The organism is Agrobacterium sp. SORGH_AS 787, assembly GCF_030819035.1.
GTDB lineage: Bacteria > Pseudomonadota > Alphaproteobacteria > Rhizobiales > Rhizobiaceae > Agrobacterium > Agrobacterium larrymoorei_B.
On record NZ_JAUTBG010000002.1, the window covers coordinates 1,171,261 to 1,195,026 of the forward strand.

At 58.3% G+C, this 23,766-nt stretch carries 23 protein-coding genes; 19 read left to right on the forward strand and 4 right to left on the reverse strand.

The annotated features are described in order from the left end of the window. The first annotated feature begins 11 nt into the window (after positions 1-11). The 5 genes from QE435_RS14915 to QE435_RS14935 all read left to right on the forward strand — a co-directional run bounded on the left by QE435_RS14915 (position 12) and on the right by QE435_RS14935 (position 6,981). Entirely contained in the window at positions 12-1,124 is a 1,113-nt protein-coding gene (locus QE435_RS14915; protein ID WP_349042870.1) for an ABC transporter permease, read from the forward strand. A 5-nt stretch (positions 1,125-1,129) separates the two neighbouring features. Continuing rightward, on the forward strand, positions 1,130-2,782 hold the full coding sequence (locus QE435_RS14920; protein ID WP_349041849.1) for an ABC transporter ATP-binding protein: 1,653 nt from the start codon (positions 1,130-1,132) through the stop codon (positions 2,780-2,782). A 102-nt stretch (positions 2,783-2,884) separates the two neighbouring features. Next, positions 2,885-4,132, forward strand: a complete 1,248-nt coding sequence (locus QE435_RS14925) for an FAD-binding oxidoreductase (RefSeq protein WP_349041850.1) — start codon at positions 2,885-2,887, stop codon at positions 4,130-4,132. Between the two features lie 182 nt (positions 4,133-4,314). Beyond that, on the forward strand, positions 4,315-5,676 hold the full coding sequence (locus QE435_RS14930; protein ID WP_306930593.1) for a glutamine synthetase family protein: 1,362 nt from the start codon (positions 4,315-4,317) through the stop codon (positions 5,674-5,676). Positions 5,677-5,679: 3 nt separating this feature from the next. Continuing rightward, a complete protein-coding gene (locus QE435_RS14935) occupies positions 5,680-6,981 on the forward strand; it encodes an FAD-binding oxidoreductase (RefSeq protein ID WP_349041851.1) in 1,302 nt (433 codons plus the stop codon). On the opposite strand, the gene QE435_RS14940 is transcribed toward QE435_RS14935, so the two are convergent. Next, positions 6,976-7,458 (reverse strand): gluconokinase, encoded by a 483-nt coding sequence (locus QE435_RS14940; protein ID WP_349042871.1) that lies wholly within the window; start codon positions 7,456-7,458, stop codon positions 6,976-6,978. The genes QE435_RS14935 and QE435_RS14940 overlap by 6 nt on opposite strands. A gap of 195 nt (positions 7,459-7,653) precedes the next feature. On the opposite strand from QE435_RS14940, the gene QE435_RS14945 reads away from it, so the two are divergent. Continuing rightward, entirely contained in the window at positions 7,654-8,370 is a 717-nt protein-coding gene (locus QE435_RS14945) for a YoaK family protein (protein ID WP_306930597.1), read from the forward strand. Positions 8,371-8,375: 5 nt separating this feature from the next. Here the strand turns inward: QE435_RS14945 and QE435_RS14950 are convergent, their stop codons facing one another. Beyond that, a complete protein-coding gene (locus tag QE435_RS14950) occupies positions 8,376-8,849 on the reverse strand; it encodes a hypothetical protein (protein ID WP_306930599.1) in 474 nt (157 codons plus the stop codon). Positions 8,850-9,021: 172 nt separating this feature from the next. Here QE435_RS14950 and QE435_RS14955 point away from each other — a divergent pair, with 172 nt between their 5' ends. Continuing rightward, on the forward strand, positions 9,022-9,657 hold the full coding sequence (locus tag QE435_RS14955) for a trimeric intracellular cation channel family protein (RefSeq protein WP_349041852.1): 636 nt from the start codon (positions 9,022-9,024) through the stop codon (positions 9,655-9,657). Positions 9,658-9,723: 66 nt separating this feature from the next. On the opposite strand, the gene irrA is transcribed toward QE435_RS14955, so the two are convergent. After that, positions 9,724-10,143, reverse strand: a complete 420-nt coding sequence (gene irrA / locus QE435_RS14960) for an iron response transcriptional regulator IrrA (protein ID WP_306930602.1) — start codon at positions 10,141-10,143, stop codon at positions 9,724-9,726. Between the two features lie 297 nt (positions 10,144-10,440). On the opposite strand from irrA, the gene fabA reads away from it, so the two are divergent. The 5 genes from fabA (at position 10,441) to QE435_RS14985 (ending at position 14,471) form a co-directional block, all read left to right on the forward strand. Then, positions 10,441-10,956: a 3-hydroxyacyl-[acyl-carrier-protein] dehydratase FabA gene (fabA, locus tag QE435_RS14965; protein WP_062427147.1), complete on the forward strand. Its 516-nt coding sequence runs from the start codon at positions 10,441-10,443 to the stop codon at positions 10,954-10,956. 64 nt (positions 10,957-11,020) lie between these two features. After that, the gene (gene fabB / locus QE435_RS14970) at positions 11,021-12,244 is read left to right on the forward strand and encodes a beta-ketoacyl-ACP synthase I (protein ID WP_349041853.1); all 1,224 of its coding nucleotides are present in this window, start codon (positions 11,021-11,023) and stop codon (positions 12,242-12,244) included. Between the two features lie 6 nt (positions 12,245-12,250). Further along, positions 12,251-13,057 carry an enoyl-ACP reductase FabI gene (gene fabI, locus QE435_RS14975; protein ID WP_309772209.1) on the forward strand — a complete coding sequence of 269 codons (807 nt, stop codon included), beginning with the start codon at positions 12,251-12,253 and terminating at the stop codon, positions 13,055-13,057. 247 nt (positions 13,058-13,304) lie between these two features. Next, positions 13,305-13,877, forward strand: coding sequence for a TadE/TadG family type IV pilus assembly protein (locus QE435_RS14980; protein WP_349041854.1), 573 nt, complete (start codon positions 13,305-13,307; stop codon positions 13,875-13,877). A gap of 12 nt (positions 13,878-13,889) precedes the next feature. Then, positions 13,890-14,471: a TadE/TadG family type IV pilus assembly protein gene (locus QE435_RS14985; RefSeq protein WP_349041855.1), complete on the forward strand. Its 582-nt coding sequence runs from the start codon at positions 13,890-13,892 to the stop codon at positions 14,469-14,471. 220 nt (positions 14,472-14,691) lie between these two features. Here the strand turns inward: QE435_RS14985 and QE435_RS14990 are convergent, their stop codons facing one another. Then, positions 14,692-16,011 carry an MFS transporter gene (locus tag QE435_RS14990; protein ID WP_349041856.1) on the reverse strand — a complete coding sequence of 440 codons (1,320 nt, stop codon included), beginning with the start codon at positions 16,009-16,011 and terminating at the stop codon, positions 14,692-14,694. A 373-nt stretch (positions 16,012-16,384) separates the two neighbouring features. Here QE435_RS14990 and cyoA point away from each other — a divergent pair, with 373 nt between their 5' ends. The 7 genes from cyoA to QE435_RS15025 all read left to right on the forward strand — a co-directional run bounded on the left by cyoA (position 16,385) and on the right by QE435_RS15025 (position 23,717). Further along, a complete protein-coding gene (gene cyoA / locus QE435_RS14995; RefSeq protein ID WP_306934750.1) occupies positions 16,385-17,404 on the forward strand; it encodes a ubiquinol oxidase subunit II in 1,020 nt (339 codons plus the stop codon). A gap of 64 nt (positions 17,405-17,468) precedes the next feature. Next, complete coding sequence (gene cyoB, locus QE435_RS15000) at positions 17,469-19,472, forward strand: cytochrome o ubiquinol oxidase subunit I (protein WP_306930614.1); 2,004 nt, start codon at positions 17,469-17,471, stop codon at positions 19,470-19,472. A gap of 3 nt (positions 19,473-19,475) precedes the next feature. Then, positions 19,476-20,102 (forward strand): cytochrome o ubiquinol oxidase subunit III, encoded by a 627-nt coding sequence (gene cyoC, locus QE435_RS15005; protein ID WP_349041857.1) that lies wholly within the window; start codon positions 19,476-19,478, stop codon positions 20,100-20,102. Continuing rightward, positions 20,102-20,518: a cytochrome o ubiquinol oxidase subunit IV gene (cyoD, locus tag QE435_RS15010; RefSeq protein ID WP_349041858.1), complete on the forward strand. Its 417-nt coding sequence runs from the start codon at positions 20,102-20,104 to the stop codon at positions 20,516-20,518. Before cyoC ends, cyoD begins: the two co-directional genes overlap by 1 nt. Before the next feature lie 134 nt (positions 20,519-20,652). Beyond that, on the forward strand, positions 20,653-21,426 hold the full coding sequence (locus QE435_RS15015) for an SURF1 family protein (protein WP_349041859.1): 774 nt from the start codon (positions 20,653-20,655) through the stop codon (positions 21,424-21,426). Between the two features lie 81 nt (positions 21,427-21,507). Continuing rightward, positions 21,508-22,728, forward strand: coding sequence for a phosphopentomutase (locus QE435_RS15020; RefSeq protein ID WP_349041860.1), 1,221 nt, complete (start codon positions 21,508-21,510; stop codon positions 22,726-22,728). Next, complete coding sequence (locus QE435_RS15025) at positions 22,725-23,717, forward strand: adenosine deaminase (RefSeq protein WP_349041861.1); 993 nt, start codon at positions 22,725-22,727, stop codon at positions 23,715-23,717. Before QE435_RS15020 ends, QE435_RS15025 begins: the two co-directional genes overlap by 4 nt. Positions 23,718-23,766: the final 49 nt, after the last annotated feature.

The window sequence follows — 23,766 nt, forward strand, 5'->3', positions numbered from 1 at the left end:
CGTCCGAAGCTATGCCTCCGCACAAGCGTCCGTTCTTTTCGCCGACGAGCATTCGCCGTTGGCAGAATTTTAAGGCCAATCGGCGCGGCTACTGGTCCTTCTGGCTTTTTCTCGTGCTTTTCGGCCTCAGCCTCTGTGCTGAGTTCATCGCGAACGACAAGCCGATCCTCGCCTCCTATAAGGGCGAGCTTCTGGTTCCCGTGCTGGTCGATTACCCGGAAGAAAAGTTCGGCGGCTTCCTGGCGCAGACCGATTACAAGTCTTCCTATATTCAGGATGAGATCAACGCCAATGGCTGGATGATCTGGCCTCCAATCCGTTATTCCTACCAGACGGTCAATTCCAACATTCCCCATTCGGCCCCCACGCCACCCTTCTGGTTGATGAGCAAAGAGGAGCGCTGCTCCGGCTATCCGCAAGGGTCGGCTGATCCCGGCTGTACTCTTGGCAATCTCAACTGGCTCGGGACTGACAATCAGGCGCGCGACGTGACCGCGCGTATCATCTACGGCTTCCGGATCTCGGTCCTATTCGGCCTGGCGCTCACCATCTGCTCGGCCATCGTCGGTGTCACGGCAGGCGCAGTGCAGGGTTACTTCGGCGGCTGGACCGACCTCCTGATGCAGCGCTTCATTGAGATCTGGTCGTCCATGCCAGTGCTCTACATCCTGCTGATCATCGCCGCGATCTTGCCGCCTGGGTTCTTCGTGCTGCTCGGCATCATGCTGCTCTTCTCTTGGGTTGGCTTCGTCGGGGTGGTCCGTGCCGAATTCCTGAGGGCACGCAATTTCGAATATGTAAATGCCGCCCGCGCACTTGGGGTCGGCAACGCCACCATCATGTTCCGGCATCTACTGCCAAACGCCATGGTCGCAACACTTACCTTCCTGCCTTTCATTCTGTCCGGCTCGATCACCACGCTCACATCGCTCGACTTCCTGGGCTTCGGCATGCCGCCCGGCTCGCCATCGCTGGGTGAGCTGATTGCCCAGGGCAAGAACAATCTCCAGGCGCCATGGCTGGGCCTCACCGCCTTCTTCACCATGTCTATCATGTTGTCGCTCTTGATCTTCGTCGGCGAAGCGGTGCGCGATGCCTTCGACCCGCGCAAGACGTTCCGGTGATGGCCATGTCCCAAACGAATACAGGCACAATGACCGCACCCCTGCTCTCCGTCCGAGACCTCTCCGTTGCCTTCCATCAGGGCGGTAAAGAAAGTCTCGCTGTTGACAAGGTCTCTTTCGAGATCATGCCCGGCGAAGTGCTGGCGCTGGTTGGCGAATCCGGATCGGGCAAGTCGGTAACGGCCAATTCCATCCTGAAGCTTCTGCCCTATCCGGCGGCAAGCCACCCTTCAGGTCAGATACTGTTCGAAGGCAGGGATTTGCTGACGATGCCGATGCGCGATCTGCGATCGGTACGCGGCAACGATATCACCATGATCTTCCAGGAGCCGATGACCTCGCTCAATCCGCTTCACAGCATCGAGCGGCAGATCGGTGAAATTCTGGAGCTGCACCAGGCGCTCACCGGAGCGCCTGCGCGTTTCCGCATCCTGGAACTCCTCAATCAGGTGGGCATTCGCGAGCCGGAAAAGCGGCTGAAAGCCTTCCCGCACGAGCTTTCGGGCGGGCAGCGTCAGCGTGTGATGATCGCCATGGCGCTCGCCAACCGACCCAAGCTGCTGATTGCCGACGAGCCGACGACGGCGCTCGACGTGACGGTGCAGGCGCAAATTCTCGAGTTGCTGGCGGGGCTAAAAAACCAGCATCACATGTCCATGCTCTTCATCACCCACGATCTCGGCATCGTTCGCAAATTTGCCGATCGTGTCTGCGTCATGACCAAGGGCAAGATCGTCGAGACAGGGACCGTCGAGCAGGTCTTCACCAATCCACAGCATGCCTATACCCGCCATCTTCTGGCCGCTGAACCGAAGGGCGAGCCGCCGCTTGCCGACCACAACAAGCCGGTGGTGATGCAGGGCGACGACATCAAGGTCTGGTTTCCGATCAAGGCCGGGTTGATGCGCAAGGTCGTGGATCACGTCAAGGCGGTGGATGGCATTAACATCACCCTTCGTGAAGGTCAGACGGTCGGCGTGGTGGGGGAATCCGGGTCAGGCAAGACGACCCTCGGGCTTGCGCTATCGCGGCTTATTTCCTCGAAGGGCCGGATCAGTTTCATCGGCCAGTCCATCGACAGCTATTCCTATTCTATGATGAAGCCGCTCAGAAACCGCCTTCAGGTGGTGTTCCAAGACCCGTATGGTTCGCTGAGCCCGCGCATGTCGGTTGGAGACATTATCGCCGAAGGTCTGAAGGTTCATGAGACATCGCTCTCCTATGAGGAGCGTGACCAGCGTGTCGCCAAGGCACTGGAAGAGGTGGGGCTCGATCCTGCCACCCGTTGGCGCTATCCGCATGAGTTTTCCGGTGGCCAGCGGCAGCGTATTGCGATTGCCCGCGCCATGGTTCTAAAACCACGCTTCGTCATGCTGGACGAACCGACATCAGCTCTGGATATGAGCGTGCAGGCGCAAGTGGTCGATCTCCTGCGTGATCTACAGTCGAAACATGATCTCGCCTATCTCTTCATCAGCCACGATCTCAAGGTGGTGAAGGCACTTGCCAACGAGGTGATCGTCATGCGCCATGGTAAGATCGTCGAAAGCGGCCCCGCCAAGTCGATCTTCGAGGCGCCGAAAGAAGACTATACTCGCGCATTGATGGCGGCGGCCTTCAATATCGAGGCGGTCAAGACCGAAGCCGTCAGCGAGTAGCGCGCGTCACGCAAACAGCAGTGAAGCGGTTTTACTGTTGCGTTCCCTGGTCGGGAACGCCATCTTCCTGATACGTCTGATGACGGACAGAGGAAGAAGAGCATGGCAGCGGATGTGATCGTATTGGGTGCCGGGATCATTGGGGTCTCGGTGGCGGTGCAACTGGCAAGGCGCGGAAAATCCGTCGTCCTTCTCGACCGCCGCGGACCAGGGGAGGAAACATCCTTCGGCAATGCCGGTCTCATCCAGCGTGAAGGCGTTGTTCCCTATGGCTTCCCCCAGGATCTCGGCCTGCTTGCGCGCTACTCGCTCAACAACCGCATCGACGCGCATTATCATATGGCGGCAGTGCCGAAGATCGCACCGTTTCTGGCGCGCTACTGGTATCATTCGCAACCTGCACGGCAGGCAGCGATCTCCCGTTCCTACGCACCGTTGATCGAACATTCGATTACCGAGCATTCGATCCTGATCGATGAGGCGAAGGCCGGCGATCTTATCGTCAAGAATGGTTGGATGGAGGCTTATCGAACGGAAGCGAAGCGCGATGAAGACTTCGCCTTCGCAGAGCGCCTTGCGCGCGATCACGGTATTTGCCACACCAAGCTGACCCAACAGGAATTGGCGGAGGCAGAGCCACATCTCTCAAAAGACTTTGTCGGCGGACTGAAGTGGAATGACCCCTGGTCGGTACTCGACCCGCATGGTCTCACCATGGCCTATCTGCGGCTGTTTGAAACTCTGGGCGGTACCTTCGTCAAGGGTGATGCGGCGGCTCTATCACAGACGCCGACTGGCTGGAAGATCCAGACGGACAATGGGCTGGTGGAGGCCGAGAGCGTGGTTGTTGCGCTCGGCCCCTGGGCAGATACGGTCACAGCACGGCTGGGCTATCGCTTTCTGATGGGCGTCAAGCGCGGCTATCATATGCACTATGCTCCGCAGGAAGGGACGAGGCTGAATAACTGGCTGATCGATGCCGAGCGTGGGTACTTTTTGGCACCGATGAAAAAGGGGATCCGCCTGACGACCGGGGCGGAGTTTGCCGATCGCGATGCGCCGAAATCACCTGTCCAGTTGTTTCGGGCAGAGCGGGTGGCCCGCGCCATCTTTCCGCTGGGTGGCAGGCTGGATGCGGACCCCTGGATGGGCGCACGCCCCTGTACGCCGGACATGATGCCGGTCATCGGCAAGGCACCGCGACACAAAAGCCTATGGTTTGCCTTCGGACACGCCCATCATGGTCTGACACTTGGACCCATCACCGGGCGAGTCCTGGCTGAGGCCATGCTTGGCGAGACCCCGGTCATACCGATCGCCCCATACGCTGCGGAGCGCTTCAACCCCTAATATCGAGATTGGGGGTGGCCTTCCTGCAAAAGCCTGCTTAACATGGCCGGAGGGAGGAAAAAGGGATGCAGCGGGGCATAGTGTCACGATGACGGCGCGATATCTGATCTACCAGCAGCAGGACGACTTTCATTAGTGTCGGCACCTATGGCCGACTGAGAAAGTAACGATCCAACTGGTGAATGATGGCTGATATCGAATACGCAAAGACCTTTTTCCAACAGAACCCCGATATTGAAATCCTCGAAGCCTTTGTCATCGACGCCAATGGCATTCCCCGCGGCAAGTGGATCCCGCGCGAGCGGGCGCTCGACGTGCTGGAAAAAGGCATGGCCGTGCCCCGTTCCGTTTATGCGCTGGATATATGGGGCCGCGACGTGAACGCCGCTGGTCTGGCAGAAGGAACCGGCGATCCTGACGGCTTGTGTTTTGCAGTGCCAGAAACCCTGTCGCGCGTCACATGGCTTGGGCGACCCACGGCGCAAGTGCTCCTCGCCATGACCGAGCCGGATGGTGCTGGTTTCTTCGCAGATTCGCGGCATGTTCTTGCGCAGGTTCTATCCGGCTTTACCAAGCGTGGCCTGACCCCTGTCGTTGCCACCGAACTTGAATTCTATCTGATCGATCCGGTCCGTTCCGCGCTCGACCCTGTGCGGCCGCCCAATAGCCGGGAAGGGCGCTGGCACACGGGTCAGACGCAGGTTCTCTCCATTTCCGAGCTTCAGGATTTCGAAGACGTCTTTCACGACATCGCCACTGCCTGTCGCGCCCAGAACGTGCTGGCCGATACGACGCTTCGCGAAAATGGCCCCGGGCAATACGAAATCAACCTCAACCATGTGCCCGATGCGCTGCAGGCGGCGGATTTCGCCGTCTTCCTCAAGCGCATCGTCAAAGGGGTGGCGCGCAAGCATGATCTGGATGCCACCTTCATGGCCAAGCCCTATGGCACGCAGGCTGGCAACGGTATGCATGTGCATTTCTCCGTTCTGGATAAGGATGGACGAAACATCTATGTGGGCGAGGACGGTCCGTCGGAAGCGCTGATGCACAGCGTTGGTGGACTTCTGGAGAACATGGGGGAAAGCATGGCGGTGTTCGCGCCGCATGCCAATTCCTATCGGCGGCTGCGCCCGAGTGAACATGCGCCGACCTATGCCTCCTGGGGTTTCGACAACCGCTCGGCCGCCGTGCGGGTGATAACCGCAAGCAAACCGGCCACCCGCATCGAACACCGCGTGGCGGGTGCTGACACCAATCCCTATCTCGTGCTTGCCATGATCCTGAACGCGGCGCTTTCCGGCATGCGGGAGAAGCGCCAGCCGGGCGGTGCTATTGCTGGCGATAGCCATGCCATCAATCACGAGCCCTTGCCGACGAACTGGGATTATGCGGTCCAGCGCTTTGCCCGTTCGAGTTTTGCCTATGCCACGCTCGGCCAGCGCTACAGAACGCTCTATGCTGCCTGCAAGCAGCAGGAAATTTCCGAATTCTCGCTTCGCGTCACCGATGTGGAATATGACGCCTATATCAGGACGGTGTGAAACATGGCTCAGGTAACCGCGCTTCCGAACCCCGGTCACACGACCTCCTGGTATGCGGCCTCCGCCAATGACAAGACTGTACGGCCGGCGCTCGAAGGCGAGATGCATGCGGATATCTGTGTGATCGGCGCTGGCTTCACCGGCATGTCGGCTGCACTCGAGCTTGCGGAAAAAGGCTTCTCCGTCATCGTGCTGGAAGGGACGCGCATCGGCTTTGGCGCATCCGGGCGCAATGGCGGGCAGATCGTCAATGGCTACAGCCGCGATCTCGAAACCATCGCGGGGCGCTATGGGCACGAGAAGGCCGTGAAACTCGGCGAGATGTCGCTGGAGGGCGGACAGATCATCCGCGAGCGGGTGGCGAAATATGGGATCGACTGCGATCTCGTGGATGGCGGTTTCTTTGCCGCTTTCACACCAAAGCAGATCAAGGAGATGGAAGCCAACAAGGCGCATTGGGAGAAGCACGGGCATTCCGGGCTGGAGATGGTGTCCAAGGCAGAGGTGGGCAAATATGTGAAGTCCGATCGTTATGCCGGCGGCATGATCGACCGGTTCGGCGGTCATATGCATCCACTGAATTACGTGCTGGGTGAGGCGGCTGCGATTGAGAAGATGGGTGGCCGCATCTTCGAAAATTCCAGAGTGATCGGTGTCGAGAAGGGAACGAACCCAACGGTCAGAACCGCGCATGGCAAGGTCACGGCGGAATATGTGCTGGTCTGCGGCAATGCCTATCTTGGCAAGCTCTTGCCGGAAATCGGCGATCGGATGATGCCGGTCTCAAGCCAGGTCATGGCGACGGAACCGCTCGATGCGAGCCTGATCGAGAGCTTGCTTCCCGCAAATTATTGCGTCGAAGATGCCAACTATATTCTTGATTATTATCGGCGTACTTCGGACAACCGGCTGCTCTATGGCGGCGGCATCGGTTATGGCGGCAGTGATCCGGCCGACCTGACCAGCGTCATTCGCCCCAATATGCTGAAAACCTTTCCGCAATTGAAGGACGTCAAGATCGACTTTGCCTGGAGCGGTAACTTCGCGCTGACGCTGACGCGCATTCCGCATATGGGGCGGCTGTCGGAGAACATCTATTTCTCCCACGGCGATAGCGGTCATGGGGTGACCACCACGCAATTGCTCGGGCGTATTTTGGCGGAAGTCGTCTCCGGTCAGGCAGGACGCTTCGATGTCTGGTCATCGCTGCCGAATTTTCCATTTCCAGGCGGCAAGACCTTCCGCGTGCCGCTCACCATGCTGGGTGCATGGTGGTACGGCCTGCGCGACAAGCTCGGACTATAAGGACTTCAACCCCTTCAGCGCGCGCTGGACGATCTCATCGGGCGTGGCCTCGATATTGACGGTGACGACTCCCGGTTCACCGGTTGGGACTTCCAGCGTGTCGAGTTGCGTCTTTAGCAGCGATAGCGGCATGAAATGGCCCTTGCGTGCACCCATGCGGCTCGTCAAAAGCTCGACGCTGCCTTCCAGGAAAACAAAGGCCAAGGGTCCGCCACAGGCCGCCCGCAGCCGGTCGCGATAGGACTTCTTCAAGGCCGAGCAGGAAATCACCACGCCACCGGCCTCATAGCCCTGGCGAAGCTCCGCGCCCACGAGATCGAGCCACGGCCACCGGTCATCATCGGTCAGTGGAATACCGGCGCTCATCTTCTCGACATTGGCCTTCGGGTGCAGCCTGTCACCCTCCTGAAACGGTATCCCGAGCTTTTCCGCCAGCTCCGCGCCGACAGTGGATTTGCCGCAACCGCTGACGCCCATCACGATGATTGCCTGTTTCACGCGAAAACCTTTCCCTTTTTTGGTTCTGCTGGCCTAGCAAGAAGGCGGAGATAAGAAAATCGTTTTTTATCAACGAAGCCTTCCCAGGCGCCGGATCGCGTTGTTGAAATCGCAATATCCACGTGCCTAAAATCCGCGAACACAGACTGTTGAGTCTCTGCATGCCGAGGCACCATGACCAGACAAAGACGCCGCTCTATTATCAAGGCAAGACGCACAGGAATGGGGCTGGCGCTGGTGGCCGCCATCTCGTTTGTGGCTGGAATGACGGATGCGATCGGGCTGATGATGTCGGGAGACTTCGTGTCCTTTATGACCGGCAACACCACCCGTGCGGCGATTTCGCTGGAGGCCGGCCAGTATGATCACGCATTGAAGCTTTTTCTTGCCATCATCACTTTCGTCGCTGGCAATGCTGCGGGCATCATTATCGCCCATAGTTCGCAGCGCCGCATCTTCACCGTCCTTTGCTCGGTTGCGCTCATGCTGGCACTCGCCGCCCTGATGCAGGCGTCCGCACTTCGCCCTATCGATTTCTATCTGATCGTCTTCGCCATGGGTATGATCAACGCAGCGGTCGAGCATATCGAAGGTCTACCAATCGGGCTCACCTATGTGACGGGTGCGCTCTCTCGCTTCGGTCGTGGTATTGGCCGCTTGATTTTGGGCGAGCGAAAGCTCGACTGGACGATCCAGCTTGCCCCCTGGCTCGGAATGGTGTCGGGCGCGATTTCGGGCGCGATCCTTGCGAGCCTGTTTCCAGATGGCGCACTGCTCGTCGTCAGTCTGATCGTCTTTGTCGTGGCACTGGCAAGCTTGCTGATGCCGAGGTCTCTCAGAAGCCGCTATAATCAGCGCGTCGCGATCAAGCGTGCCGCAACTGGCGCTTAGGCATCTTATTTGCGCGAGAGCGTGACGAAGGAGGTGCCTCTGACACGCACTGTCATTTCGCAAGGTACGCTGTCGGTCCGATCGCAATAGCGTGGATGCATTTTCAGCACGAAGACCATATTGCCGAAGCGCTGGATAAAATCGTAGCCGTAGATCGTGGCAGTTGCGATCAACAGATATCCGCCCTCTTTCACCTGGACGTAAAAGTTATAGGGGCAGCCGTCGTCATTGCAGGTGGTGCTCTTATGACCGTCGCAGGTCAGCGCTCCGCGATTGGTCACCGCATCCATCAGCCCGTCATTGTTGATGTCGATGCGGGAGATGTAATCGGGTCCGAATTCGGCGACCTTGCACTGTTTTTGGAAAAAAGCCTTCTCATAAACTTCCGGATCGCTAATCAATTCCTGTTGGGCGAGCGCTGGCGTCATCAGGCTCAAAAGCGCCAGCAGGCTCAGCATGGATGAGAAGAGACGTTTCAAGGCAGTGTCCTTCGCGGTCTGATCGCTGCCGTCAGGAACATCCATGAGCAAAACGGCTTCATCTTTACTGGATTTGCGTTATGGATGGCGCAGCATAATGATGGCGAGGTCTATAACCCGCCGTGCTTGCGTCACACTGACCGCCACCACAGAAATCAAGGAGCGCCTCTTCATGTCACTCTTGGCCTTCCTCGATTATGCGGGTGTCGCGGTTTTTGCGGCAACAGGCGCTCTGGCTGCCTCACGCAAACAGCTGGATTTCATCGGCTTCATATTCTTCGCTGCAGCGACAGGGATTGGCGGGGGCACATTGCGGGATCTGGTGCTTGGCCGTGCGCCGGTCTTCTGGGTAATCAATCCGACCTACATCCTCGTCTGCGTCGGTGTGGCAGCACTCGTTTATTTCACCGCGCACCTGTTCGAATCCCGTTACCGCCTGCTGATCTGGCTGGATGCCGTCGGCCTTTCGGCCTATTGCGTCATGGGGGCAGCCAAGGGTCTTGCTGCCACCGGATCGCCGACTGTTGCGATCGTCACCGGAACGATGACCGCCACCTTTGGCGGAGTCCTGCGTGATGTTCTCGCGGGCGCGCCTTCTGTTCTGCTGCGCCCGGAAATCTATATCAGCTGTGCGCTGGCTGGCGCCTGCGTGTTCACCGGCGTGCATTTCCTCGGTGCGCCCCTCATCGTGTCTTCCACGGCAGGCATTCTCACCGCTTTTGGCATCCGTAGCGGAGCGCTGATTTTCGGTTGGACCTTTCCGCCCTACAGGTCTCGCCCTGGCCGCCCACCCGAAGACGTGATGTAGGGACGAGGGAAGCCTCAAAACGATAAAGGCACCTTCCGGTGCCTTTTCCAATCGAACCATCTCGTATCAGCGCTGTTTGCGCCGCAGGCGGATAACGACATCCACGTGGGCGATTTCCATACCCTGTGGTGGTTCGGGAAGATTGCCGATCTGCAGATTGTTGACCGGAATATCGAGAACCTCGTTCTCACCCTCAACGAAAAAGTGATGGTGATCTGAGACGTTGGTGTCGAAATAGGTCTTCGCACCCTCAACCGCGAGCACGCGGATCAGGCCAGCCTCGGTGAATTGGTGCAGCGTATTATATACGGTTGCCAGCGAAACGGGCACGCCAGCCGTCACCGCCTCGTCATGAAGCTCTTCTACCGTCAGGTGGCGGTCGCCCTTCGCGAACAGCAGATCGCCAAGCGCAATGCGCTGGCGTGTCGGGCGCAGGCCGAAGCGGCGTAGCCGTGTTCCAATGTCCAAGCTGGCGTCAAATGCCATCGGTTGCGGTTCCTGAGAACGGTTATAAAGTGCGTCGTGAGGATGCATATATCTTTTAAGGACAAGGCTTTCAATAGTTTCCGGCGGAGCCGCCTGTCCTATTGGCGGCAAAAGGGCCCTTTTTGCAATTTTCCGCTGGTTCCGTCCTTACGCTTCCTGTATGCGGGCGCCATATTGAGAACAGGCCTCTGGCAAGTTGGTCTGCTCCAATGTGGATGCTGCCCTTGCGGTGCTTCATTTTGAGCCTAACTTGCTTTACAGAAGTCTAGAAACACGATGAGACGGGAAACGGAAGCAATGGCAACGAGGCAATCGAGCTATAATTATGAGGAAATTCTGGCATGTGGCCGCGGCGAACTGTTCGGCCCCGGCAATGCACAGCTTCCTCTGCCTCCAATGCTGATGGTTCATCGTATCACTGAAATTTCCGAAACCGGCGGCGAGTTCGACAAGGGCTTCATCCGCGCGGAGTATGACGTGAAGCCGGATGACTGGTACTTCCCGTGCCACTTTCAGGGAAACCCGATTATGCCGGGCTGCCTCGGTCTCGATGGCATGTGGCAGCTGACGGGCTTCTTCCTCGGCTGGCTGGGTGAGCCTGGCCGCGGCATGGCGCTTTCCACCGGTGAAGTAAAGTTCAAAGGCATGGTTCGTCCTGAAACCAAGCTCCTGCAATATGGTATCGATTTCAAGCGCGTGATGCGCGGCCGCCTCGTGCTCGGCACCGCCGATGGCTGGCTGAAGGCGGATGGCGAAACCATCTATCAAGCGACGGACCTTCGCGTTGGTCTGTCTAAGGAAAAGACCGCCTGACGTCTTTGGCAAGACGGGCGCAACTCGCGCCATCTGCGGCAAGCTTTAAGAAAAGGTCACCTTCATGAGAAGAGTAGTAGTCACCGGCCTCGGTATCGTTTCATCGATCGGCAGCGACGCGGGCGAAGTCACGGCTTCCTTGAGAGACGCGAAGTCCGGCATTTCGTTCTCGCCCGACTTTGCCGAACATGGCTTCAAGTGCCAGGTCTGGGGCAAGCCCTCGCTTGATCCGACCGATCTGGTGGACCGTCGCGCCATGCGCTTTCTCTCCCAGGGTGGAGCGTGGAACCATGTTGCGATGAAGCAGGCGATTGCCGATTCCGGTTTGGAAGAGGGCCATATCAGCGGCAATGAGCGCACCGGCATCATCATGGGCTCGGGTGGTCCGTCCACACGCACCATCGTCGAGGCATCCGACATCACGTTGAAGAACAACAGCCCGAAGCGCATTGGCCCCTTTGCCGTGCCGAAGGCCATGTCGTCTACGGCATCCGCCACCCTTGCCACATGGTTCAAGATCCACGGCGTGAACTACTCCATCTCGTCTGCCTGCTCGACATCGGCGCACTGCATCGGCAACGCCGCTGAAATGATCCAGTGGGGCAAGCAGGATGTGATGTTCGCTGGCGGCCACGAGGATCTCGACTGGTCCATGTCGAATCTTTTCGACGCCATGGGCGCCATGTCGTCCAAGTACAACGAAACGCCCTCGGTCGCCTCGCGCGCCTATGACGTCAACCGCGATGGTTTCGTGATCGCCGGTGGTGCAGGCGTTCTGGTTCTGGAAGAGCTGGAGCATGCCAAGGCACGCGGCGCGAAGATCTATGCGGAAATCGTCGGCTACGGCGCGACCTCGGATGGTTACGACATGGTGGCACCGTCCGGCGAAGGCGCCATCCGCTGCATGCGTCAGGCGCTCGCGACCGTGAAGGGCGATGTCGATTACGTCAACACCCACGGTACCTCCACGCCTGTCGGCGACAGCAAGGAAATCGGCGCGATCCGCGAAGTCTTCGGCGACAAGATCCCGCACATCCAGTCGACCAAGTCGTTGACGGGCCATTCGCTCGGTGCTGCCGGCGTTCAGGAATCGATCTATGGTCTGTTGATGATGCAGGAACGCTTCATCGGCGAGAGCGCCCACATCGAGACCATCGATCCGGAATTCGATGGCGTTCCGATCGTTCGCCAGCGCATCGACAATGCCAAGATCGACACTGTCCTCTCCAACTCCTTCGGCTTCGGCGGTACCAACGCCACGCTCGTCTTCCAGCGCTATAACGGATAATTGCCCATGAACGGCATCATGCAGGGTAAACGCGGCCTCATCATGGGCGTCGCAAACAATCACTCGATCGCCTGGGGCATTGCCAAGGCACTGGCCGCACAGGGCGCGGAACTGGCTTTTACCTATCAGGGTGACGCCCTTGGAAGGCGCGTCAAGCCGCTCGCGGCTGAGGTCGGCTCCGATTTCATCGTACCCTGCGATGTCGAAGATATTGCATCCGTGGACGCTCTTTTTGAAACCCTGCGCGAGCGCTGGGGTTCGATCGACTTCGTCGTTCACGCCATCGGCTTTTCCGACAAGAACGAGCTGAAGGGGCTCTACGCCGATACGACACGCGAAAACTTCAGCCGCACGATGGTCATCTCATGCTTCTCCTTCACCGAGATTGCCAAGCGGGCCGCAAGTCTCATGACCGATGGCGGCTCGATGTTGACGTTGACCTATAACGGCTCCCAGCGCGTCATCCCGAATTACAATGTCATGGGTGTGGCAAAGGCGGCTCTCGAGGCGTCGGTCCGCTATCTGGCAGCCGACTATGGTCCGAAGGGGATCCGCGTCAATGCCATTTCGGCCGGTCCGGTCCGCACGCTGGCAGGCGCCGGCATTTCGGATGCGCGCGCAATCTTCGCGTGGAACCTGAAGAACGCACCGTTGCGCCGCACGGCTGACATCGACGATATCGGCGGCTCTGCGCTCTATCTTCTGTCGAACCTCTCCCGCGGTGTGACCGGCGAATGCCACTACGTGGATTGCGGCTACAACATCACCTCGGTGCCGACACTGGAAGAGCTCCGCAGAGCTGACGCTGATTAAGCGGTCCGCCTGACCAGATCATGTTGAAAAAGCCCGGCATCGCTGGGCTTTTTTGTGTCCGATACTGAGGCGTTTGCTGGTGTTCCCGGGCGTTCGGAGACGCTTTTACTGACCTTTGTGTGTCGAAAAACAAGACATGTGGCAAATCTGAGATTTTCCGACAAGGAAATATAAAGAAAGCCCTCATAATGATCCTTGTGCGATACCACTCCCGCAAGATCAATTTCCGTCAGAGATAGAAGAGCGCATGCGAAGGCCAATGTTGCAGAAGGCATTACCTGGCAAGTTACTCCGCTCGCGCGATGGCGCCGCCGCGATCGAATTCGCCATTCTCGCCATGCCGTACTTCCTTGTCGTTTTCGCGATCCTGGAAACCTTCATCGCGATGACGGGCGAGCAGCTTTTCGTCAACGCCACCGACACCATGGCCCGCAAATTGCGCACCGGACAGATCGCCAACACGGTGACAGCGGAAGATTTCCGCAAGCAGTTCTGCAAGGAAATATCGATCATGGTGACGTGTGATGATAAGACGCCTTCCAAACTTTACATCGATCTTCGCCAGTTCAATAGCTTCGCGGATATACCCAAAACCATCCCGCTGATCCAGACAGGCCAATATTACGATCTCAACACCTCTGTCTTCGGCTTCAAGCCCGGAGGGCCCGGCACGATCAATATGCTGAGGGTCTATTATCGCTGGCCGGTAATTACCGATCTCATTCGTCCCTATCTGACGAAGATCCGTCCGGCTGATGGTTCGATGCCCTCCCACTTCCTCATCGTTGCGACCGATGCGTATCGCAACGAGAATTACTAGCGAGCGGAAAAGATGAAGGTCAAAACCAGACCATCCTGCGCGAAGACCAGCGGCATCTTTCTACGCTTTGCCAGGCACCGGGAAGGTGCGGGCGCAATCGAGTTTGCCATCATCTTTCCGCTGCTCGTATCGCTGTATCTAACGTCGTTCGAGCTGACGATAGGCTTCAGCGTCTATAAGCGCGCGACGCGTGCCGCTGGAGCGATTGCCGACATCGTCTCTACCCAGACGAAGGTCGACAAGGACTATCTGGCGACGATGAAGGATGGGGCCGCGGCGATCTTCGTTCCCTACGGCACGGATGGATTGAAGCTCAAGATCACTGGCATCAAGATCGATACCAACAAGAATGCGACGGTGGTATGGTCCTGGGACCAGGGCGGCGGTCGTCCCTATGCGGTGGGTGCCGCGGCGGATGTGCCGGCAAACTTACGCTCTGTCAGCGACTTTCTCGTGCATGCCGAACTGTCGGTGCCACATAGTCTGCTCATGTTCATGCCGACGATGGTATCGGAAAACTCGACCATCACGATCAGCCGGGATTACTATTTCGCCAAGCGCGAGGGTGACCCGATTCTCTGCCGCGACTGCTAAAGCGCAATAAGTGCGAAACGATTTCGTGACGACGCCATGTACGAAACGCGCAGTTACGGCGTGAGGAGCGAATCCATGGAGCGCGACAATGCTCAACATGTGTTGCGCAGGTGCAGGGTAGCTCAGTCAAAGCATGGGCTTTACGGCTCATCGGAGAAAACAAAAAAGCTGCGAAACGTCAGAGTCTCGCAGCTTTCATTTTTAGATGCCTGGAAACCGATCAGGCGGGCATGTCAAGCTTGCGGCTGAAGAACAGCGCCACGATGGTGCAGACCGCACCGGACAGCAGGTAGATGCCGACGGCGAAGAGGCCGAACTCCGAAGAGAAGCCGAGCGCCACGAGCGGTGCAAAGCCCGCGCCGATCAGCCACGAAATATCTGAGGTCAAGGACGCACCGGTGTAGCGATACTCCCGGCTGAAGCGCGACGCCAGCGCGCCGCCAGCCTGACCGAAGGAAAGGCCGAGCAGCGAGAAGCCGACCAATACGAACAGATAGCGGCCGATATCTCCAGACGCCATCAGGATTGGCGCGATGAAGCTGAACACGCCGATCAACGACGCGGCAATGACCAGCAGCTTGCGGCGCCCAATACGATCGGCAAGCGCACCGGACACGACGATCATCCCACCGCCGATGATGGCGCTGATGAATTGAACGAAGAGAAAGTCCGACAGACGCTGCTGCGTATGCAGAACCACCCAGCTGATCGGAAAGACGGTAACGAGGTGGAACAGTGCGAAGCTTGCCAGCGGAACGAAGGCGCCGGTGATGACGACGCGCGACTGGCTGCGCAGCATCTCGAACATCGGCTTCGGCTCCAGTTCATGCTGGGTCAGCATGGCCTGGAATTCCGGCGTCACGATCATGCGAAGGCGGGCAAACAGTGCCAGAACATTCAGTGCCAGAGCCACGAAGAACGGGAAGCGCCACCCCCAGGCAAGAAACTCAGGGTTGGAAAGCTGGGTCACGAAGATGATGAAGAAGGCGCTGGCGAGACCAAAGCCCATGGCAGCCCCGATCTGTGGCATCATCGCATACCAGCCGCGCTGCTTTTCAGGTGCGTTCATGGCCAGAAGCGAGACCAGGCCATCCCAGGCGCCGCCAAGACCGAGACCCTGACCGATGCGGAAGACGGCAAGCAGGATCGGCGCCATGATACCGACGTCACCATAGGAGGGCAGGAAGCTGATCGCCATCGTCGATCCGCAGAGTGTGAAGAGGGCGGCAGTCAACTTGACGGCACGACCGAACTTGCGGTCGATCTGCAGGAAGATTAGGGAACCGATCGGTCGCGCAATGAAGGCGAGCGAGAACACGGCGAATGAATAGAGCGTCGCCGTCAGCGGATCCGCAAACGAAAAGAAGACGTAGGGAAATACCAGAACAGAGGCGATCGCGTAGACAAAAAAGTCGAAAAATTCAGTCATTCTCGCGAGAATGACAGCCATCGTGATGCGGTCCGGATCGACGGCTACGGGAGCCTGGCTCGATGGGGCGTCGGAGGCCGGAAACGTTGAGGCCGTGTCGGTATAGCTCATAATAGTCCCTCCTGCATATTGCGAACCATGTCCGTAACGCACGCGGCTCCTCATCCGTTGCGTTACATGCGACCGATTGTCACACACGCTAATGCACCCGTCAAACGGAATTGCCTGAAATTGCTTGCCGATGGGGCTCTGTTTGGAGTAACTGCTGGATACAGGAAAACTGCTTCGACCAGCTGTCATTGCTGCAGTGCAAAAGGCCGCTGCACCGCGACAAAATTACACATTTATTAAATGACATTTGGCAACTAATCCCGGTCCATACCGAATAATCGAGTAGAAGAACGTGCGCACGATCAAGAAACTTACCGCGGCCCTTGGGGGCCTGTCGTCGTTGCTGCTGCTCAGCGGCTGCAACCTCGTCGTCATGAACCCTTCCGGTGACGTCGCCCGCCAGCAGGCCGATCTGATCATCACTGCGACGGTTCTCATGCTGTTGATCATCGTTCCGGTCCTCGCGCTGACAATCTTCTTCGCCTGGAAGTATCGCGCGGCCGCCAAGGCGACCGATTACGACCCCGAGTGGCACCACTCCACCCGTCTGGAAATGGTCATCTGGTCTGCCCCGGTCGCCATCATCCTGATGCTTGGCACCGTTACGTGGATCGCCACCCACCGTCTCGATCCCTATCGCCCACTCGATCGTATCGATGAGGCCAGGGAAGTGACGGAAGCGGTCAAGCCGCTGACGGTCGAAGTGGTTGCCATGGATTGGAAGTGGCTGTTCTTCTATCCGGAACTCGGCATCGGCAGCGTCAATGAATTTGCCGCCCCCGTCGACGTTCCGATCAACTTCAAGATCACCGGCACGACGGCGATGAACTCCTTTTTCGTGCCAGCCCTTGCCGGTCAGATCTATGCCATGGGTGGCATGCAGACCAAGCTTCACGCCGTCATCAACCGCGAAGGTGTCTATGACGGCTTTTCGGCAAACTTCTCCGGCCCCGGCTTCTCGTGGATGCGCTTTAAGTTCCACGGCGTGAGCCAGCAAGGCTTCGACCAGTGGGTCGCCAAGGTCAAGGAAGGCGGCAAGCCTTTCGGTCGCATGGAATACCTGGAACTGGCCAAGCCGAGCGAACGCAATCCGGTGGAATACTTTGCCAATGTCGATCCTCAGCTTTATGACGCGATCCTCAATCGCTGCGTCGAGCCGAACAAGCTGTGCATGCGCGACATGATGCATGTCGATGCCAATGGCGGCGGCGGCAAGGAAGGCATCGATATCGCCAAGGCGCTGAACTCCGTGGTCTGCACCCCGCTTTCGCCCTACGGCGTGGCCACCGGTCCGGGCTCCATGCCTGCTGCCATCGAAGGCCAGACCTTTGAGCCTGCTGCGCTCCCGCAGGTCAAGGCGGAAGCCACGGCGTCTCCGGGCAAAGCCGGCTGAAATTGAAACGATTGTCTGCAGCGCGTTTTCGCGCTGCCCTTAAGGTTTGAAGCAAGAGGCTAAAATGGTCGCCACCACCGATCAAACGTCGTTCCTGTTCGGGAAGCTGACGTTGGAATCCATCCCGTACCACGAGCCGATCCTCGTCGTCACCTTTATCGGGGTGGCTATCGGGGCCATCGCCGTCCTCGGTCTCACGACCTATTTCCGACTCTGGGGTTATCTCTGGAGAGAATGGTTCACGTCGATCGACCACAAAAAGATCGGTATCATGTATATCGTCCTAGCGATCGTCATGCTCCTGCGCGGCTTTGCTGATGCTGTCTTGATGCGTACCCAGCAGGCGATCGCCTCTGGCGGTTCGGAAGGCTACCTGCCACCGCATCACTACGACCAGATTTTTACCGCGCATGGCGTCATCATGATCTTCTTCATGGCCATGCCGATGATCACCGGTCTGATGAACTATGTCGTGCCGCTGCAGATCGGCGCGCGCGACGTGTCTTTCCCCTTCCTCAACAACTTCTCCTTCTGGATGACGACTGCCGGCGCCGTGATCACCATGATCTCGCTCTTTATCGGCGAATACGCCCAGACCGGCTGGCTCGCTTATCCGCCTCTGTCCGGAATCGAGGGAAGTCCGAATGTCGGCGTCGATTACTATATCTGGGGACTTCAGGTTGCCGGGGTGGGGACGACCTTGTCGGGTATCAACCTGATCGTCACCATTATCAAGATGCGCGCGCCGGGCATGACCATGATGCGCCTGCCGATCTTCGTCTGGACGTCGCTGTGTTCGAACATCCTGATCGTGGCATCCTTCCCGATCCTGACCGGCACGCTTGCCCTTCTGACGCTTGACCGTTATCTCGGCATGAACTTCTTCACCAATGACCTTGGTGGCAATCCGATGATGTATGTGAACCTCATCTGGATCTGGGGTCACCCTGAAGTTTACATCCTGGTTCTGCCGGCCTTCGGCATTTTCTCGGAAATCGTCTCGACCTTCTCCCAGAAGCGCCTCTTCGGCTACACCTCCATGGTTTACGCGACTGCCGTCATCACCATTCTGGCCTATGTCGTTTGGCTGCATCACTTCTTCACCATGGGTTCCGGAGCCAGCGTCAACGCCTTCTTCGGCATCACGACGATGATCATCTCGATCCCGACGGGCGCGAAGATCTTCAACTGGCTCTTCACCATGTATAAGGGTCGCATCAAGTTCGATGTCCCGATGTTGTGGGCGGTCGGCTTTATGATCACCTTCGTCATCGGCGGTATGACCGGCGTTCTGCTCGCCGTTCCTCCGGCTGACTTCGTCCTGCACAACTCGCTCTTCCTGATCGCTCACTTCCACAACACGATCATCGGCGGCGTTGTCTTCGGTGTTCTGGCCGGTATCGTCTACTGGTTCCCCAAGGCCTTCGGCTTCCGTCTCGATCCGTTCTGGGGCAAGATGTCCTTCTGGTGCTGGTTCGTTGGCTTCTATATCGCCTTCATGCCGCTCTACATTCTCGGTCTGATGGGTGTAACGCGCCGTCTCAGCCAGTTTGAGGATACATCCCTGCAGATCTGGTTCGTCATCGCCGCCATCGGCGCTGCCACGATCGGTGTCGGCATTGCCTCCTTCCTGCTGTCGATCGTCGTCGGCTTCCTGAAGCGCGAAAAGCTTCGTGATGTCACCGGCGACCCCTACGACGGCCGGACGCTGGAATGGTCCACCTCATCTCCGCCGCCCGCCTATAACTTCGCCTTCACGCCGGTCGTGCATGATGTCGATGCCTGGGCGGATATGAAGAAGCATGGCGCGGAGCGTCCGGTGGATGGCTTCATTCCGATCCACATGCCGAAGAACACCGGCACGGGCGTTATCCTCAGCGCCATCAGCGTCGCCCTCGGCTTCGGTCTGGTGTGGCATATCTGGTGGCTTGCCGCCGCAAGCTTGCTCGCGATCATCGCGGTCTCGATTGCCCACACCTTCAACTACAATCGCGACTACTACATTCCGGAAACGGATGTGGCGGAAGTCGAAGCAGCGCGCACGAAGCTGCTGGCAACTCAGGCGTAACTCATGTCTCAAGCACCTGCACAGACCGCCGACAGCGCGGAAAAGCCGGTCTTCTACCTGAAGGAAGACCATCATACGGAAAACGGCACGGCGCTCGGTTTCTGGCTCTATCTGATGAGCGACTGCCTGATCTTCGCAACGCTCTTCGCCACCTACGCCGTTGTCGGCCGCAGCTATGCGGCCGGTCCCTCCGGTGCTGATCTTTTCGATCTGAAGCTGGTCGCCATCAACACCGGCTTCCTGCTCTTCTCGTCCATCACCTATGGCTTTGCCATGCTGGAAGCGCAGAAGAAGAAGGTCAATTCGACGCTGCTCTGGCTCGCCATCACCGGCGTCTTCGGCCTCTGCTTCCTCGGTCTCGAACTCTATGAGTTCCATCACCTGATCGAAGAAGGTGCCGGCCCGCATCGCTCGGCCTTCCTGTCCGCCTTCTTCGCGCTGGTCGGCACTCACGGTCTGCACGTCACCTTCGGCGTGATCTGGCTGGTAACGCTGATTGTGCAGGTGAAGAAGTTCGGCTTGCATGCGGACAACATGCGCCGCCTGACGTGCCTTTCGATGTTCTGGCACTTCCTCGATGTCGTCTGGATCGGCGTCTTTTCCTTCGTCTATCTGGTTGGAGTTCTGTGATGAGTTCGAACACGCATTCACACGACCACGCGCATGGTCATGCCCATTCTCATGGGGACGATCATCACCATGAAAGCGGCGAGGATCACGGCTCCTTCAAGAGCTACATGATCGGCTTCATCCTGTCGGTCATCCTCACCGCCATTCCGTTCTGGCTGGTGATGGGCAATGTTCTGGAAAGCCGCACCGCCACCGTGATCATCATCATGGTGTTCGCTGTGGTCCAGGTCTTTGTGCATATGATCTACTTCCTGCACATGAACACCAAGTCGCAAGGCGGCTGGACCTTCATGTCGCTGCTCTTCACGTTGGTCGTCGTCATGATCGCGCTCGTTGGCTCGCTCTGGGTCATGTACAACATGAACAAGAACATGATGCCGACCATGACGATGGAGCAGATGAAGAATCTGCCCTGACGTTTGGGTTCACCGATCAGGTCCGCGCCTGGATAAGGCGCGGATCATCCCTCCGAGAGAACATTTAACCCCATGAATCGGAGAGCGGATTCATGGGGTTATGTGTTTGAGCGTGATGCTCTTGAGGACTACCCATGCAGACCACCGCCAGAAGAGGCATACGCCCCGCAGCCGTCGTCGTCATTTTGATGACCGTCATTCTCACCGGTCTGTTGCTGGCGCTTGGGACATGGCAGGTGAAGCGGCTTTCCTGGAAGCTCGACCTCATTCAGCAGGTGGAGGAGAGGGCGCATGCGGCACCCGTTGATGCACCGCCGCCATCCGAATGGGGATCGCTGACCGATCCCGCAACCTATGAATACCGCCGTGTGAAGCTCACGGGTATCTTCCGCCACCAGGATGAGGTGCAGGTCTATACGGTGTCCGATCTCGGACCGGGCTATTGGGTGCTGACGCCGCTGCAACGCGATGACGGCTCACTGGTCATCATCAACCGCGGCTTTGTACCGAGCGATAAGCGCGATCCTTCGACCCGTCTCGCCGGCGAGTTGCCGGCCCGCGTGGAGGTTATCGGCCTCATGCGGGCACCGGAGATAGGCGGACTTTTCCTGCGCACGAATGATCCTGCGAACAATCGCTGGTACTCCCGTAACATTGCGCAGATTGCGGAAGCCAAATCACTCGGCACCGTAGCGCCTTTCTATGTCGATGCCGACGCGACGCCCAATCCCGGCGGCTTGCCGATCGGCGGGAAGACCATGCTTGTCTTTCCCAATAACCATCTTTCCTACGCGATCACCTGGTATATCCTGGCTGCCATGACGGTTGCCGCCGGCTGGTACGTCGCACGCAACCTCAATGCGCCCAAGCGCCATAAGGACGATCGGACGGGTGGGTCGCGCCAATAAAGCGTTTCACCTTTTACGCTGCGGTGTTCTATATATCGCCGTTGCAAAGCGACAATCATGTCGCGTCTTTCTTGGTGAAGCATGGCACGCGCATTTCTGCTCGTTCTCGATTCCTTCGGTGTAGGCGGTGCGCCTGATGCCGAACATTACGGAGACTTGGGCTCCAACACGCTCGGCCATATTGCCGAATTCTGCGCAGCAGGTGCGGCGGACAAAGCAGGCGTGAGATATGGCCCCCTGAAACTTCCCAATATGTCGGCGCTTGGCCTTTTGGAGATCGCAACGCTCGCAAGCGGTACGCGCCCGGCCGACATGCCGCCGCCGGAACGCATCTTCGGTCTGCATGGCTGCGCTAACGAAGTTTCCAAGGGCAAGGATACGCCATCCGGACATTGGGAAATCGCCGGAACGCCCGTCCGCTTCGAGTGGGGTTACTTCCCCACCGAGGGCGATGCCTTCTCGCCCGAGCTTGTCGAGGCGATCTGTGAGCAAGGCAATCTGCCGGGAATCCTCGGCAACTGTCATGCGTCCGGCACGGATATCATCGCCCGTCTTGGCGAAGAGCATATCCGTACAGGCAAGCCAATCTGCTACACCTCGTCGGACTCTGTCTTCCAGATTGCCGCGCACGAGATGTATTTCGGGCTGGAGCGGCTGATCGCGCTTTGCGAAGTGGTCCGCAGGATCCTCGATCCGTTGAATATCGGCCGCGTCATCGCACGCCCCTTTATCGGGGAGAGTGCATCGACATTCGCCCGCACCGGCAATCGGCGTGACTTCTCGGTTTTGCCGCCGGAGCCGACGCTTCTGGACCGCCTTGTCGAGCGGGACCGCAAGGTTCTGGCGATCGGCAAGATCGGCGATATCTATGCGCATCAGGGCGTGTCGCGGGTAATCAAGGCCAATGGCAACGACGCCTTGATGGATGCGACGCTCGAGGCCATGGATGAGGCTTTGAATGGTGATCTCGTCTTCACCAACTTCGTTGATTTCGACATGAATTACGGCCACCGCCGCGATGTTGCAGGCTATGCCGCAGCGCTGGAGGCGTTTGATCAGCGCCTGCCGGAAATTCATCGCAAGATGCAGCCAGGCGATGTCGCGATCCTGACGGCCGATCACGGCTGCGATCCGACCTGGCGCGGGACGGATCACACGCGCGAACGCGTGCCGATCATGGCCTTCGGCCCCGGTTTTCGCGAAAGAAATATTGGTATCCGCTCAAGCTATGCGGATATCGGTGAGAGCATTGCCGCCCACCTCAGCATACCGTCGGGACGGCATGGCAGGAGTTTTATGTGACACATCAATTATTGAAAGCTGAAATCCATTGTCATCTGGAGGGTGCGGCACCGCCAGCCCTCGTGCTGGAACAGGCGCACAAATACAATGTCGACACCGGCGCATTCCTAAAGGATGGCGCCTATGTCTGGAATGATTTTGCCGAGTTCATCCGCTGCTATGATAATGTGGCGCAGGTCTTCAAGACGGAAGAAGACTACGCCGCTCTCGCAGAGGCCTACCTCCTCGAGCTTGCGGGCGAAAATACCATCTATAGCGAGCTGATCATCTCTCCCGATCACGGCGATCGTATCGGCCTCGGTGCGGATGCCTATCTCTCCGGTATCGCCGAGGGGATGAGGCGGGCCAAGGAGAAGACCGGAATTGAAGCCCGTATCATCGTTACGGGTGAGCGCCATTTCGGCCCGGAGAGTGTCATTGCCGCAGCCGAATATGCTGCAAGCGTCCGCCATCCTCTGATTACCGGCTTCAACATGGCGGGCGAAGAGCGCATGGGGCGAGTGGCCGATTATGCGCGCGCCTTCGACATTGCCCGCGATGCAGGGCTTGGCCTCACCATCCATGCGGGCGAAGTCTGCGGCGCTTTTAGCGTTGCCGACGCCCTCGATCTGGTCAAACCGCAGCGGATCGGCCACGGGGTTCGCGCCATCGAGGATGCGGCACTCGTTGAGCGTCTGGTGGAGCTCGGAACGGTCCTTGAGGTTTGCCCCGGCTCCAACATTGCACTCAGTGTCTATCCGGATTTCGCCAGCCATCCCTTGAAGCGACTTCGCGATGCCGGCGTTCGCGTCTGCATCAGCTCGGACGATCCGCCGTTCTTTGCCACGTCCTTGGCGCAGGAATATGAGATTGCCAGACACGCTTTCAGCTTTTCGGACGCCGAGATCAACGCGCTGACACGGACGGCGCTCGAGGCTGCTTTCGTCGATGAGGAGACGCGGAGCAGCCTTCTTGCACGCTTCGATGCATCGACGGGCGCTGCTGCCTGATCAAAGGCTGTTGGCGCAAGAGAACCTCACACTTACGGTCTTGCGAAAT

Bases quoted from the DNA above. Each gene is read 5' to 3' on its own strand.
- QE435_RS15015 (WP_349041859.1), top strand. From the start codon at position 20,653: ATGCAGACCACCGCCAGAAGAGGCATACGCCCCGCAGCCGTCGTCGTC.
- cyoC (WP_349041857.1), top strand. From the start codon at position 19,476: ATGTCTCAAGCACCTGCACAGACCGCCGACAGCGCGGAAAAGCCGGTC.
- QE435_RS14915 (WP_349042870.1), top strand. From the start codon at position 12: ATGCCTCCGCACAAGCGTCCGTTCTTTTCGCCGACGAGCATTCGCCGT.
- QE435_RS14985 (WP_349041855.1), top strand. From the start codon at position 13,890: ATGAAGGTCAAAACCAGACCATCCTGCGCGAAGACCAGCGGCATCTTT.
- QE435_RS14920 (WP_349041849.1), top strand. From the start codon at position 1,130: ATGTCCCAAACGAATACAGGCACAATGACCGCACCCCTGCTCTCCGTC.
- QE435_RS14980 (WP_349041854.1), top strand. From the start codon at position 13,305: ATGCGAAGGCCAATGTTGCAGAAGGCATTACCTGGCAAGTTACTCCGC.
- QE435_RS14955 (WP_349041852.1), top strand. From the start codon at position 9,022: ATGTCACTCTTGGCCTTCCTCGATTATGCGGGTGTCGCGGTTTTTGCG.
- irrA (WP_306930602.1), bottom strand. From the start codon at position 10,143: ATGGCATTTGACGCCAGCTTGGACATTGGAACACGGCTACGCCGCTTC.
- fabB (WP_349041853.1), top strand. From the start codon at position 11,021: ATGAGAAGAGTAGTAGTCACCGGCCTCGGTATCGTTTCATCGATCGGC.
- fabI (WP_309772209.1), top strand. From the start codon at position 12,251: ATGAACGGCATCATGCAGGGTAAACGCGGCCTCATCATGGGCGTCGCA.
- cyoB (WP_306930614.1), top strand. From the start codon at position 17,469: ATGGTCGCCACCACCGATCAAACGTCGTTCCTGTTCGGGAAGCTGACG.
- QE435_RS14930 (WP_306930593.1), top strand. From the start codon at position 4,315: ATGATGGCTGATATCGAATACGCAAAGACCTTTTTCCAACAGAACCCC.
- QE435_RS14925 (WP_349041850.1), top strand. From the start codon at position 2,885: ATGGCAGCGGATGTGATCGTATTGGGTGCCGGGATCATTGGGGTCTCG.
- cyoD (WP_349041858.1), top strand. From the start codon at position 20,102: ATGAGTTCGAACACGCATTCACACGACCACGCGCATGGTCATGCCCAT.
- cyoA (WP_306934750.1), top strand. From the start codon at position 16,385: ATGAACCCTTCCGGTGACGTCGCCCGCCAGCAGGCCGATCTGATCATC.
- QE435_RS14935 (WP_349041851.1), top strand. From the start codon at position 5,680: ATGGCTCAGGTAACCGCGCTTCCGAACCCCGGTCACACGACCTCCTGG.
- QE435_RS14945 (WP_306930597.1), top strand. From the start codon at position 7,654: ATGACCAGACAAAGACGCCGCTCTATTATCAAGGCAAGACGCACAGGA.
- QE435_RS14940 (WP_349042871.1), bottom strand. From the start codon at position 7,458: ATGGGCGTCAGCGGTTGCGGCAAATCCACTGTCGGCGCGGAGCTGGCG.
- fabA (WP_062427147.1), top strand. From the start codon at position 10,441: ATGGCAACGAGGCAATCGAGCTATAATTATGAGGAAATTCTGGCATGT.
- QE435_RS15020 (WP_349041860.1), top strand. From the start codon at position 21,508: ATGGCACGCGCATTTCTGCTCGTTCTCGATTCCTTCGGTGTAGGCGGT.
- QE435_RS14990 (WP_349041856.1), bottom strand. From the start codon at position 16,011: ATGAGCTATACCGACACGGCCTCAACGTTTCCGGCCTCCGACGCCCCA.